This window comes from Mesorhizobium sp. CNPSo 4661 (assembly GCF_057784215.1).
Genome location: NZ_JBWGIO010000023.1, coordinates 1 through 13,196, shown reverse-complemented (window position 1 = coordinate 13,196; position 13,196 = coordinate 1). Strand labels below are relative to the sequence as shown.

The 13,196-nt window shown below is 62.7% G+C and carries 11 protein-coding genes; 7 read left to right on the top strand and 4 right to left on the bottom strand.

The features are described from left to right. The first annotated feature begins 246 nt into the window (after positions 1–246). Positions 247–4,683, top strand: coding sequence for a beta strand repeat-containing protein (locus AC0YKC_RS28450; protein ID WP_488513489.1), 4,437 nt, complete (start codon positions 247–249; stop codon positions 4,681–4,683). A 248-nt stretch (positions 4,684–4,931) separates the two neighbouring features. Here AC0YKC_RS28450 and AC0YKC_RS28445 read toward each other — a convergent pair whose 3' ends face one another. Continuing rightward, positions 4,932–5,570 carry a tyrosine-type recombinase/integrase gene (locus AC0YKC_RS28445; protein ID WP_488513488.1) on the bottom strand — a complete coding sequence of 213 codons (639 nt, stop codon included), beginning with the start codon at positions 5,568–5,570 and terminating at the stop codon, positions 4,932–4,934. 116 nt (positions 5,571–5,686) lie between these two features. Here AC0YKC_RS28445 and dusA point away from each other — a divergent pair, with 116 nt between their 5' ends. Next, positions 5,687–6,685 (top strand): tRNA dihydrouridine(20/20a) synthase DusA, encoded by a 999-nt coding sequence (gene dusA, locus AC0YKC_RS28440; protein ID WP_488513487.1) that lies wholly within the window; start codon positions 5,687–5,689, stop codon positions 6,683–6,685. Positions 6,686–6,774: 89 nt separating this feature from the next. On the opposite strand, the gene AC0YKC_RS28435 is transcribed toward dusA, so the two are convergent. Both AC0YKC_RS28435 and AC0YKC_RS28430 read right to left on the bottom strand, forming a co-directional pair. Beyond that, entirely contained in the window at positions 6,775–7,479 is a 705-nt protein-coding gene (locus AC0YKC_RS28435; protein ID WP_320295668.1) for a TIGR02281 family clan AA aspartic protease, read from the bottom strand. Positions 7,480–7,489: 10 nt separating this feature from the next. Then, positions 7,490–7,720, bottom strand: a complete 231-nt coding sequence (locus tag AC0YKC_RS28430; protein WP_224667767.1) for a DUF1289 domain-containing protein — start codon at positions 7,718–7,720, stop codon at positions 7,490–7,492. A 165-nt stretch (positions 7,721–7,885) separates the two neighbouring features. On the opposite strand from AC0YKC_RS28430, the gene AC0YKC_RS28425 reads away from it, so the two are divergent. After that, positions 7,886–8,881 (top strand): nicotinate-nucleotide--dimethylbenzimidazole phosphoribosyltransferase, encoded by a 996-nt coding sequence (locus AC0YKC_RS28425; RefSeq protein WP_488513486.1) that lies wholly within the window; start codon positions 7,886–7,888, stop codon positions 8,879–8,881. Between the two features lie 17 nt (positions 8,882–8,898). On the opposite strand, the gene AC0YKC_RS28420 is transcribed toward AC0YKC_RS28425, so the two are convergent. Next, the gene (locus tag AC0YKC_RS28420) at positions 8,899–10,422 is read right to left on the bottom strand and encodes a sensor histidine kinase (protein ID WP_488513485.1); all 1,524 of its coding nucleotides are present in this window, start codon (positions 10,420–10,422) and stop codon (positions 8,899–8,901) included. 76 nt (positions 10,423–10,498) lie between these two features. Here AC0YKC_RS28420 and AC0YKC_RS28415 point away from each other — a divergent pair, with 76 nt between their 5' ends. The 4 genes from AC0YKC_RS28415 to AC0YKC_RS28400 all read left to right on the top strand — a co-directional run bounded on the left by AC0YKC_RS28415 (position 10,499) and on the right by AC0YKC_RS28400 (position 13,024). After that, positions 10,499–11,122 (top strand): thermonuclease family protein, encoded by a 624-nt coding sequence (locus AC0YKC_RS28415; protein WP_488513484.1) that lies wholly within the window; start codon positions 10,499–10,501, stop codon positions 11,120–11,122. A gap of 44 nt (positions 11,123–11,166) precedes the next feature. Then, complete coding sequence (locus tag AC0YKC_RS28410) at positions 11,167–11,778, top strand: glutathione S-transferase (protein WP_320295664.1); 612 nt, start codon at positions 11,167–11,169, stop codon at positions 11,776–11,778. Positions 11,779–11,806: 28 nt separating this feature from the next. Further along, positions 11,807–12,424 carry a uracil-DNA glycosylase family protein gene (locus tag AC0YKC_RS28405; RefSeq protein WP_488513483.1) on the top strand — a complete coding sequence of 206 codons (618 nt, stop codon included), beginning with the start codon at positions 11,807–11,809 and terminating at the stop codon, positions 12,422–12,424. A gap of 108 nt (positions 12,425–12,532) precedes the next feature. Beyond that, positions 12,533–13,024, top strand: coding sequence for an Lrp/AsnC family transcriptional regulator (locus AC0YKC_RS28400; RefSeq protein WP_006205209.1), 492 nt, complete (start codon positions 12,533–12,535; stop codon positions 13,022–13,024). Positions 13,025–13,196 lie beyond the last annotated feature (172 nt).

The following is a 13,196-nucleotide window of genomic DNA, read 5'->3' as shown; positions in this document are numbered from 1 at the left end:
GCCCATAGCCCATTTGGGTCATGAGCATTCCCCCTGAAGCGCTATCCTCTCAGGCACAGGTTTGGAGCGGTGCGCCTTGGGAGAGGCTGTGATGCACGCTGTGGCCGTCACCGGTCATAGACCCAGTTTCCCGCTCTGATCGTTAACGCAGATCGGGGGCTACGCCCATGGCCGTGAAGATGATGCCCAATTCTTCGCAGCGAGCAAAGATTTCGCCGCGGTGACCATGGCCGCCGGAGGATAGTCATGACAACCTATAGCTACGCCGCGCTGATTGATCCAGAGCAGGACCCGAATGTAGGGGCGACATACCCCTACTCGATCAATGCCGCGGGGCAAGTCACTGGGTATTTCTGGAACGGCAGCACTTACGAGGGCTTCGTCCACAGCAACGGCGGCTACACCACATTGATCGAGCCGGAGCAGGACACCAATGGATCAACGTATCCGATCTCGATCAATGCCACAGGGCAAGTCACTGGGTATTTCTGGAACGGCAGCACCACTGAAGGCTTCATCTACAGTAATGGTGTCTACACCACGTTGGTCGACCCGGAGCAGGGTCCGAATGGGGCGACATATACCGCCTCGATCAATGATGCAGGACAAGTCGCCGGGTATTTCTTCAACGGCACAACGACCGAGGGGTTCGTCTACAACAGCAGCGACGGCAGTTACACCACGCTGATTGACCCTGAGCAGGGTCCAAATGGATTCACAGCCGCCGCCTCTATCAATGCCACGGGGCAAGTCGCCGGATATTTCGACAACGGGGGCCCTTATGAGGGCTTCGTCTACAGCAGTGGCAACTACACCACGCTAACTGACCCTGGCGCAGGGCCCGATGGACAGACAGTCCCCCTCGCCATCAATGCCACGGGACAAGTCACCGGATATTTCAACACTCGGACCGGGCCTCACACGATGCCTGAGGGCTTCATCTACAGCGATGGTGTTTACACCACATTGAAAGACCCCGAGCAGGACCCCAATGGATACACTCAACCCGTCTCGATCAATGATTCGGGACAGGTCACAGGGTATTTTCTCGACGGCAGCACCAACGCTTGGGAGGGCTTCGTCTACAGAAACGGCAGCTACACCACGCTCGTTGATTCGGGGCAGGTCTCCAACGGATATACATTCCCGACCTCGATCAATAATTCGGGACAGGTCACCGGCTACTTCTTCAACGGCACGTATGACGTGGGGTTCATCGCCACACCTGTGAATGACGATGACAGCGGTGAGCAGGCTGCGCTTTCGCTGACGGTCAACGGCAACGCGGCGACGCCGATCGGGTCGTCGGGTGCTGGCGCGCTGGAATTCACGGTCGCCGGGCTCGATTCCGAGGACACCGGAACCGTGACGTTCACGGACGTGAACAGCAATACGGTCACGGTCAGAGTCAATGGCGGCCAGGCTGACTACACGGCCAATCTGACGTCGCTCGCCGACGGCGCGATAGCCACGTCCTTGGCGGTCGCCACCGATCCGTCCGGCAATAGCTTCACGCCGGTCAACGGCAACGCCGTAACCCTGGACACCGCGGACCCGACCGTGTCCGGTATCGCGCAGACGGATCCGGCGACAACGAACGCATCGACGGTCGACTACATCGTGGCCTTTTCGGAAGCGGTGACCGGCGTCGACACCAGCCAGTTCGTGATCGACCCTTCTACCGCCGTCCAGGGGGCATCAATCGCGGGTGTCACGGCGATCGATGCCACCCACTACACGGTCACGGTCAATACTGGGACGGGTGACGGGACGCTTGCCCTCGATTTCACCGGAAGCAACGTTCACGACCTCGCCGGCAATCCCATGTCAGGAGGCATCTTCCAAACTGATCAGACTATTTCTGGAGTGTCCGGCCACGTGACTGCCACCGACCTCAACGGTGACGGCCATCCAGACCTTGTTTCCGAGACACCAAGCGGTGCATTGGCTGTTATGATCGGCAACGGTGATGGTACGTTCCAAGCGCCTGTAACATATGCCGTTGGAGACAATCCGAACGGTATTTCCGTCGGCGATTTGAATGGCGACGGCGTTCCGGACCTTGTCGTTTCTGATTACGTCGCGAACGGAACAGATTCGGCCCTTCTCGGCAATGGCGACGGGACTTTTCAGCCGGCAATCGTTTCGGCAACCGACAGCGGCTATCCAGCGGCATCTGCGCTTGCTGACCTCAATGGGGATGGCAAGCCAGATCTTATCGTCTCCAACACCGCCAACCGCGGCGGCGTCTCGATCCTGCTCGGCAATGGCGATGGGACTTTTGCCCCAAAGACAGTACTTCCATCTGATGGCGACCCGGGCGGCATTGCGGTGGGCGACCTCAACGGCGACGGCATCCCCGATGTAGCATTTACAAACGTTGCCAACGGCGCACAGGACGTTCAGGTTTACCTTGGAAAAGGCGATGGTACCTTCGTTGAGGCACCGAGCGTCTCATCGTCCACAACGACCTATTCAGCCTCGATTGCCGATCTCAACGGCGATGGCAGCGAGGAGCTAATATTCACCAGCACCAGTGGCAGCGTATCGGTGGCGCTCGGCAAAGGTGACGGCACATTCCAGGCGCCCATTTCCTACGCGTTTGGCAGCAGTAGTGGCGAGGCCATCGTCACCGATGTCAATGGCGACGGAAAATTGGATGTTGTGGTCACTAACGGGGCCGCCAATGCTGTCTCGGTTCTGCTGGGCAATGGCGATGGGACACTCCAGCCGGCGCAGCCATTTGCGGCGGGAGTTGGCGCGGGTTGGGTTACGGCTGCCGATTTTAACGGCGACGGCGGCGCTGACCTGGCTGTGGCGGATTTTGGCTCCAGTTCGCTTTCAGTCTTGATCAATACACCGCCAACCCTAGCAAGCCCAACTTATACCATCGACAAGATCGCACCCCAGGTCACGGTGTCGTTAGATCACAACCAGCTGAACCTCGCGGCCGAAACGGCTGTGGTGACGTTCGCGTTCAGCGAGGCGGTCACGGGTTTCGGCCTGACCAGCGTCACAGCGAGCGGAGGCTCGCTCAGCAACCTGCAGACCAGCGACGGAGGCAAGACCTATACGGCGACATTCACCGCCGCGAACGGCGTCGACGTCGCCAACGCGGATGTGGGCGTCAACGCCGGCGGATACCAGGACCTGGCGGGCAACGCGGGCAGTGCCGGCGACATCGGCAGCTTCACGGTCGACACGGTAACCCCGACGGTGGCGGTGTCGGTCAGCAGCAGCAACCTCACCCTGTCCGCGCGGACAGCGACGGTCACCTTCTCCTTCAGCGAGGCGCCTGTTTCCTTCGCGCTGGCGAACGCGGCAGTCGTCGGCGGCGCGTTGAGCAACCTGCAGAAGGTCAACGCCACGACCTATACGGCGACGTTCACCGCCGCCGCGAACACCCAGACAGGCAACGCCTCGGTGAGCGTGACCGGGAACAGCTGGCAGGAAGGCAACGGCAATCCCGGGACGGGGGGCACCACCGGGAATTTCAGTGTCGATACCTACGACCACTGGGCCAACGCCGCGGGCGGAAGCTGGAGCACGGCTTCGAACTGGGGGAACGGCGTGCCAACGGCCAGCGTCGCCGCGGAGATCGACCGAGCCGGAACCTACACCGTCACGATTTCCGGTCCAGCGGCCGCATACGGGCTGATCGTCAATGACGCCGGTGCGACTGTGTCGGACAAGAACAGCGCGCTGACGCTTGCTGGGGCGGGCGGTTCGAACGGTGCGCTGACGATCACGGCTGGCACCTTCGCACTCAACGGCGGGAGCCTGAACGCAGGTGCGGTCTCGATCGGCAGCAGCGGTACGTTCTTGGTCGGGAGTTCGGCCGCGCTCGCGGAGACGTTCTCCGACAACGGTTCGCTGATCGTAGCCAATACGAGCACGGTGAGCTTCACCGGAGGGCTTAGCGGATCGGGCTCAGTGACCGTCAAGAACAGCTCCGTCGCCACATTCAGCGGCACGATCACTGGATCCGAGACATTCACCGTTGACAACAGCGCCAAGGCCATCATCACGAAGGCGATCGGCGGCACTGGTTCCTTTACCTTGATGAAGGGGGGCGGTCTGGAATTCGTCTCGTCCGACTCGGAAAACGTCACGTTCGCGAGCGGGGCATCCGGAACGCTCAAGCTCGACAACAGCTCGACGTTCACCGGCAAGATATCCGGACTGACACCGAACAACGCAGTGGACCTTGCCGATCTTGCATATACCAAGGCTAAGAACATGCTCGCCTCTTACACGGGCAACACGGCGGGCGGCGTGCTGACGGTCGGCAACGGGAGCAAGAGCGTCAGCCTCAACCTCCTTGGGGACTACACCCATTCCACTTGGACGCTTTCGAAGGACGCCAGCGGGGGAACATTAGTGGTCGACCCCGCAACCGAAACTCCATGGCCTGAGCCGGGTCTTGTCGCATCTAGCACGCTCGATCTCCTAAGCAATGCCTCGGGGCCGAATTCAATCCTGGGCTTCGCGAGACACGGCGACAGTATCCTGGACACGCTGGCAGGCGCGAACGAGCACATCGGCCCGGATGTCGCACTGCTGGTGAACTACATGGCTTCGGCCTTCCCGATGAGCAGTGGCGGCTATGGGGGCGCGTTGACCGATCCGTCGCAGCCGGCGATCAGCCAACACATGCTGCTCAGCCTGCCTCAACACACGTGAGGGCTCTCGAGCAATGAAGAACGTTTGCGCCTCATTATGACGACGATTTGGATCACTGTTTCTCTAGCTGGCCCGGCGGCGCCGCACTGAACGGTGCCGCCCTTCACCGCAGTTCTCCATCGTCTTTCGATGCCGCACGCGCCGGGCAAGAGTATGGCTTGGTGCGGGCGGTGGCTTTGCATGGTGCCATCCATCGATGGCGTTCAACTCCGCCCGAGATTTTGGACTGATACTGCCACTCGCCTCAACTATGCAACCTTCGCCGCGTGGATAGTGTGGAGCATCTCTGGCTTAAGGTGCGTATAGCGCCGCAACATCTTCCAATCCTTGTGCCCTGGAACCAGCGCTACCTGTTCAATTGTGAACCCAGCTTCGAAAAGGCGGCTCGTTCCCTCATGCCGCAAATCATGAAAATGAAGGTCGCGGATATCTAGGTCACCACAGCCTCGACGGAAGGCGGTGCCGACCGACTTGTGGTTGAACGGGAAAATTCGATCATCGTCATTGCTGCGCTTTGTCCGCCGCTCCTCGGCACCTTGGGCGGCGCGGTCACGACCAAAACGAATGAGCCGTTCGCGATCGAGCGCTGCGAGGTTGCACTTCCCCAGACGCCGTTGGAGCACATCGAGGGCCGCAGCCTTGGAGCGGCGAGGGGACTTGCCTACATCGCACATGTCGTCGATATGGAGGTCGATAAGTTCGCCGAAGGTTTTAAGGCGCGCTATGCGGGACTGGGTCGGCGTTTCACCCCGATCGACCTGGCGCTCGGTTTCGGTTGCCCAGCGCCGTGCGTTGTCTCGGCGCAGGAAGGTCTCGCTGACGTAGCGACCCTTGCGACGAACTTGGACACGCCAGGAGCCGGATGAGAGCTTTGTGTAGGTGGCCATTTTTTCGTGTGCGCTCCGTGTGCACTGAGAGATCGAAACGTGGCGAAAAGGGTCGTATTCTGGCGTAAGTTCGTGTGCACTCGGCAGGTTCTAACGATTTGATGTTAAAGAAAAAAATGGCGAAAAATCAAGAGCATACGGTGGCCATAGCCCCGATGATGGACTGGACGGATCGGCATTGCCGGTTCTTCCATCGCCAGTTGACGCACCGGGCTCTGCTCTACACCGAGATGGTTGTGGCGGACGCGGTCATCCATGGCGCGCGTGAACGGCTGCTCGGTTTCGACGACGTCGAGCATCCGGTTGCCCTGCAGCTTGGCGGATCGGATCCTGCAAAACTCGCCGAGGCAGCGCGCATCGGCGAAGCCTTCCGCTATGACGAGATCAACCTCAATGTCGGCTGCCCATCCGATCGCGTCCAGTCGGGGACATTCGGCGCCTGCCTGATGAAGACGCCGGCTCTGGTCGCCGAATGCGTCGCGGCAATGAAGGCCTCGGTGAAAATCCCCGTCACGGTCAAATGCCGCATCGGCGTCGACGATCAGGACCCCGAGCCTGCTCTCGACACGCTCGCCGATGGCGTGCTCGCCGCCGGCGCCGACGCGCTCTGGGTGCATGCCCGCAAGGCCTGGCTGGAAGGACTGAGCCCCAAGGAGAACCGCGATATCCCGCCGTTGGACTATCCGCGCGTCTACCGGCTGAAGGCCAGAAAGCCGAACGATTTCATAGGTATCAACGGCGGCATTCAATCGCTCGGCGAGGCATCGGCGCATCTCGGCCATGTCGACGGCGCGATGCTCGGCCGCGCCGCTTATCACATGCCCGGCATCCTTGCCGGCGTCGATGCCGCCTTCTACGGCGAGGCGGCTGCCGTCTTCGACTACGCGGCGCTGATCGACGCCATGGCCGGTTATGCCGCGCGCCATATCGAGCGGGGCGGGCGGCTCGGCCACATCACCCGCCACATGGTCGGACTGTTCCACGGCCTGCCTGGCGCGCGCCGCTTCCGGCAGATTCTTTCCACCGACGCCAACAAACCGGGGGCGGGGCCGGAGGTGCTGCGGACCGCATTCGCGGCGATCGATTTCGCGGCGGCGGAAGCCGAGGCGGCCTGACTATAAGTCTTTGTTTTGACGCTATTTCGGACGGAAGGCTACGGCGAAGGCGCCGAGCCTGACCGTTTCACACTTTCCCTGAAATTGCTCTAGTCCCGCAGGATCATGCGGTCCCCGCGCACGTCGAAGCCCGACAGTGAGCCGATGAAGTTCATGCCGAGCAGGCTCTGTTCCAGCATGCCGGGCGCGGCGACCATCACCGACATGTCCTTGCGCACGATGCCGCCGATCGCCACCTCGTCGGTCTTGACCATCGCCGCGCGCGCCATGCCGTTGGCGGTGGAGACGTCGACGCTGTAGCTGAGCGCCGCCGGGTTGAAACCCGCGGCCTGCGCATCCTCGGACGTCAGCACCGTGCTGGTCGCGCCGGTGTCGACCACGGCGCGTATCGGCGTGCCGTTGACCAGGATGCGGGCTTCGAAATGGCCGTTGTCGGCTTTGTCGAGCGTGACGGTCGGGCGGCCATTCTCCACGCCGAGCGCCAGCGGGCTGCCCGGAACGAGGCCGGCAGTCACGCGGCTCGCGACGTCCTGCAGTTCGTAGCGATACTGGTAGCCGGCGATCAGCACGAGCACGAACGCGGCCCAGACGCCGAGGTTGCGCGCCATGTCGCCCATCGGCCGGCCGGAGCGGAGCAGGCTTGCACCGATCACCATCACCAGCACTCCGACCCAGATCAGCCGGCCGAAATCATTGTTGTCCATGCCGAAAGTGCGGCCGGCCGAATTGTTGAGCATGAGCAGCACGACGCCGACGCCGATCACCGCCATGACGATCCAGAACAGCCGGTTCATCGATTTTTTCTCACAAAACGCCGCGCTCGCGCGCCATGCGGGTGCGCCGGGTTTCGCGGCGCGGCCGCCGCTCGACCGTTTCGAGCCGTGCCGGCAGTTCGGACATCACCGCCCGGCGCGTTTCGGGGGTCATCGTGAGCCAGCCGGAGATCTCGTCGCGCGTGCGGCCGCAACCGAAGCAGAAGCCGGTTTTCATATCGATCGAACAAACCAGGATGCAGGGGGATTCGATGGCGGTCATGCTGTTCTCTTGCCTTTATTCCACATGGTGCAACCGCCGGAGCAATGCAAGCCCTCCGCAATGCGCCGCATGGCAACGCGTTCGCGGCATCGCCAAGTGGTTGTGCCGGCTGGGGAAGGCGGCTATGCCGCTTGCGATGTCCGCAACGAACCGCGACCGACATAGATGACCACAACGCCTTTCGACGATTTCAGAAACCTTCTGGCGGCGTTGCCGCCTGCCGATCACGCGGCGGCGACCCGTGTCCGCGCGCTGTTTGCCAAAGCGGACAAACCGAAAGAATCGCTCGGGCGCATCGAGGACATCGCGGCCTGGATTGCGGCCTGGAGCGGGCGCGCGCCGCCGGCGATCAACCGGCCGTTGACGGCGATCTTCGCCGGCAACCACGGCGCGGTGCGACACGGCATTTCGCCGCGGCCGGTGGCGGCGACCGCCAATGAAGTCGAGCTCTGCGCCGCCGGCGGCGCCGCGATCAATCAGGTCTGCGTCGCCAACGATCTCGGCCTGAAGGTCTTCGACCTCGCTTTGGATATCCCCACAGGCGACATCACCGAGGAAGCCGCGCTCGACGAGCGCGGCTGTGCCGCGACCATGGCCTTCGGCATGGAAGCGGTCGCGGGCGGCGCCGATCTCCTGTGCCTGGGCGATCTCGGTGTCGGCAATTCGACGATCGCTGCCGCTCTTTGCGCCGCGCTGTTCGGCGGCGAGGGGGCCGATTGGGTCGGGCCGGGGTCCGGCGCCGATGCGGCGATGATCGCGCGCAAGGCCGAGGTCGTGGATCGGGCGCTGGCATTCCATGGTTCCAGCCTGGGCGATCCGCTCGAGGCCTTGCGCGGGGTCGGCGGACGCGAGTTCGCGGCGATCTGTGGCGCCATTCTGGCGGCGCGCATGGAGAAGATTCCTGTGCTGCTCGATGGGTTCGCGGCGACCGCGGCGGCCGCCGCCCTTCATGCGGCCAATCCAGGCGCGCTCGATCACTGCCTGCTTGCCAGCCTGTCGCCGGAGCCTGGCCACGCCAAGGTGGCCGAACGTCTCGGGCTGCGGCCGCTGCTCGATTTCGGCATCAGCCATGGCGAAGGGGTCGGGACAGCTCTCGCCGCCGGCATCGTCAAGGCCGCTGCATTGACCAGTTCGGGCATGGCGATGGCTGTCCGGCTCTAGAGCCGACGGAACTTGCTTCAGCGGCGCCCACGCGCCACGACCGCATTGGTCGGCAAGGCCGGCAGTTCCTCCATCACCCGGCTCAACGGGAAGATGGCGATCGCCTCGGTGCCCTCACGCAGCTTGGAGTGCAGCTCGAACTCGCCGCCATGCATGGCAAGCAGGCCCTGCACGATCGGCAGGCCGAGGCCGGTTCCCTGTTCGGCGCTCTTGATGGCGATCGAGCCTTGGCCGAAAGCGGAAAGCACCACCGGGATTTCCTCTTCCGGTATGCCTGGGCCGTTGTCCTTGACCGAAATGTACTGGCCGCCGCCAGCGGTCCAGCCGACACGCACGCGCACTTCGCCACCGGACGGGGTGAATTTGATCGAATTGGACAGGAGGTTGAGCGTGATCTGCCTGACGGCGCGTTCATCGGCGAAGAGACGCGGCAGGGTTTCCTCGAACTCCTGGATGACACGGATGTCCTTGTTGCGGGCGCGCAGCTCCATCATGTGGCAGCAGTCTTCGACGATGGTCACCAGCACGACCGGCTCCTCGTTGAGCTGGTAGCGGCCGGCCTCGATGCGCGACAAATCGAGGATCTCGTTGATCAGGTCGAGCAGGTGCTGTCCGGACTCGTGCACGTCATGGGCATAGTCGCGGTAGGTCGGATTGTTCATCGGCCCCAGCACTTCATTGGCCATCACCTCGGAGAAGCCAAGGATAGCGTTGAGCGGCGTCCTGAGCTCGTGGCTCATGGAAGCGAGAAAGCGTGACTTCGCCAGATTGGCGTCCTCGGCGCGCCGCCTTGCTTCGTCCGACATCGATTTCGCCGTCTCCACCTCGGCAATCAGCGCATCCTTCTCGGAGCGGAAGGAGAGCAGCATCAAGGACGCCTGATTGAGATGACGCGCGACGTAGCCGAAGAAGGGCAGTGCGGCGATAAGCAAGGCCGCCATCGTGGCTTCGATCGGCGTCCACAGGCGCAGGATGGTGTAGACGTAGACGGCAACGGGAATGGCAAAGGTCGCGAACAAGGCGCCGCCAAGCGAGGAGGCCATCACGGCGGTCGTCGCCATGGCGATCAGCAGCACCATGGCCTTGGCCACATGGAACTGGTCGATCTGGCAGGTGTCGCAGCCGATCCAGGCGAACCAAGCCCAGCCAAGGCCGCACAAGAAATGGCCGATCAGGAAATCGCGGCGCGTCTGCGCCGGGTCGAGTTCGGCCGCTTCCGTTCGCTCGACGCGGCGCGACATGAAAGCGACGATCGCGTAGCAAAGCAGCATCGCCAAGGCCCAGATGGTGATCTGGTTGCCAAGTCCCGCCAGCCGGCCGACGGCGGCCACGGCAAGCACGAGCAACGGGATCGCAACCGCGCTGACCACCATGGCGCGCGCATGCAGCTTCAGCAGTTCACGGTCGAAATCGAGGCTGCCCGCCTGCTGCGAAAGGCGGTCGCGCGTCTTGCGCACCGCGCGCGCCACATCGCTGTTGCGGTGCGGTTTACGGCGGTCCACAATAAATTTATCCGCTGTGTTCGAGCGTTGCAAAGGCATACAGACTTCAATTTCTGCGCGCAGCGACTGTCAGTTCGTTAAGCTACGTTCGAATGATTAAGAGACTGTTTGCCATATGAGCCGTTTCGGGCCGCGAGGACCGCGCCGACGCTATGCGGCAAGTGCGCCGCGAAGCCTCTTGCGCAAGCTGCTGGACTACGGGCTCGCCATCCTTTTGCTTGGGTTGCTCATCCTGGTGGCGGCGCGCCTCGACCGCTTCGAGACACGCAAGGAGCAAGGCACGGCGATCGTCAATGACGGCGATTCGATCACGCTCGGGGCCGAGCGCATTCGCATGCGCGGCATCGACGCTCCGGAGTATCAGCAGGCCTGCCAGAAGGCCGGCGCCGACTATCCCTGCGGCAAGCTGGCGCGGCAGTCGCTGGTGCGCCTGATCGCCGGCAGGCCTGTTTCCTGCAGCGGCTGGCAACGCGACCGCTACGGCCGTCTGCTCGGCGATTGCAGGGCAGGCGACACCGACCTGAACCGGACCCAGGTGCAGGCCGGATGGGCGGTTGCGTTCGGCGACTTCGAGACCGAGGAGGCGGTGGCGAGAGCAGCCAAGGCCGGCATCTGGGCTGGCACCTTCGAGGAGCCGCGGCAATGGCGCGACAGCCATCACGATGCGCCGGTCGAGAGAAAGCACGGCACGCTGGCCTCGTTCGGGGACGCGTTGCGCGAATTTGTTCGCTTCTGGTGATGGGCGGAGCCGCCTATGATCCGGTGGAGAAGCTGGAGGATGGAATGAAGTTGTTCGATGGCGGCCGTGCGCCCAACCCCCGGCGCGTGCGCGTCTTCCTTGCCGAGAAGGGGCTGACGGTTCCGCTGGTGCCCGTTGACATGGGTGCGCTGGAGCATCGCGGCGAGCAGGTCGCGCAGCGCAATCCGCTGCGGCGCCTGCCGGTGCTCGAGCTCGACGACGGTACCGTCATCACCGAATCGATCGCCATTTGCCGCTATTTCGAGGAATTGCACCCCGAGCCCGCGCTGTTCGGCACGGGCGCGCTCGGCAAGGCAAAAGTCGAGATGTGGCAGCGACGCATGGAACTGAACCTGATGGCCAGCGTCGCCGCCGCGTTCCGGCATATCCATCCGGCGATGAAGGAATGGGAAGTGCCGCAAATCCCGGAATGGGGCGAGGCCAACAAACCGAAGGCGATCGAATTCCTGCACCTCCTCGACCGCGAGTTGGCGGAGCGGGAATTCGCCGCCGGCGATGCCTATTCGGTTGCCGACATCACCGGCATGATTGCCATCGATTTCATGAAGCCGGCCCGCATCAAGGTGCCGGAGGAGTGCACGAACGTGTCGCGCTGGTACGCGGCGCTGACGAGCCGGCCGAGCGCGACAGCCTGAGCGACAACGATTGGATAGTCCGCCTGATATGACAGATGCGCTGGAGCGCCTCACCGCGAGGGTGCGGACCTGCCGCATCTGCGTCGAGGAGCCGCTCGGCCGGCCTTTGCCACATGAGCCGCGGCCGGTGCTGCAGCCGTCCTCCACCGCGCGGATCCTGCTTGCCGGCCAGGCGCCGGGCACAAAAGTGCATGTGTCGGGCATGCCCTTCACCGACGCCTCGGGGGACCGGCTGAGAAACTGGCTCGGCGTCAGCAGCGATGAGTTCTACGACACCGAAAAATTCGCCATCGTTCCGATGGGCTTTTGCTTTCCCGGCCAGGACGCAAAGGGCGGCGACCTGCCGCCGCGCCGCGAATGCGCGCCGGCCTGGCGCGCTCAATTGATGGCGCTGATGCCGCGGATCGAACTGGTTCTGACCATCGGCGGTTATGCGCAGGCATGGCATATGGGCACGACACGCCTACCGTCGTTGACCGAGACGGTCAGGAACTGGCGCGCCATATGGGACGGACCGGCCACGCCGAAAGTGCTGCCGCTGCCGCATCCATCCTGGCGGAACACCGGCTGGCTGAAGAAGAATCCCTGGTTTGAAATGGATTTGCTGCCCTTCCTGAGGTCGGAAATCCGCTATCGCATCGATTAGGCATCCTGCAAGAAATCACTCGCTTTTGCCGCCATCGGCAGAATTTCTTTCTTGTGAAAGGCTTCGATAAAAGGGATTATAGCGAAACTATTCCCCTGGAGCTTCCCCATGGATCGCCTCGACAGAAAAATTCTCCGCCTCCTGCAGGAGGACGCGACGCTCGCGGTCGCCGATGTCGCCAAGAAAGTCGGCCTGTCGACCACACCGTGCTGGCGGCGTATCCAGAAGCTCGAGGAGGAGGGCGTCATCAAGCGGCGTGTTGCCATCCTCGATCATGAGAAGGTCAATGTGCGCGTCACCGTCTTCGTGTCGATCCGCACCAATTCGCACAGCCATGAATGGCTGCGGCGCTTCTCCGAGGTCATCCAGGAATTCCCGGAAGTGGTCGAATTCTACCGCATGAGCGGCGACGTCGACTACCTGCTGCGCGTGGTGGTGCCGGACATCGCCGCTTACGACGCTTTCTACAAGCGGCTGATCGCCAAGATCGAGATCCGCGACGTGTCCTCGTCCTTCGCCATGGAGCAGATCAAGTACACGACCGAGATCCCGCTCGACTATATGGTGCTGGACAAGGAATCGGGCGCGAACGCTGCGTGAGCGCCGTGCCCGATCACAGGCCTTAGAGCGGGATGAGATTTGTAGGAGTCGTTGGATTCCCAAATCAGCAATGATCTGATTCAACATCGATGCTGGGCAGGAGGCCAGCATCGATGGCTGGATATTCGATGGATTTGCGCGAGCGGGTTGTCGCGGCGGTCAAGGTTGAAGG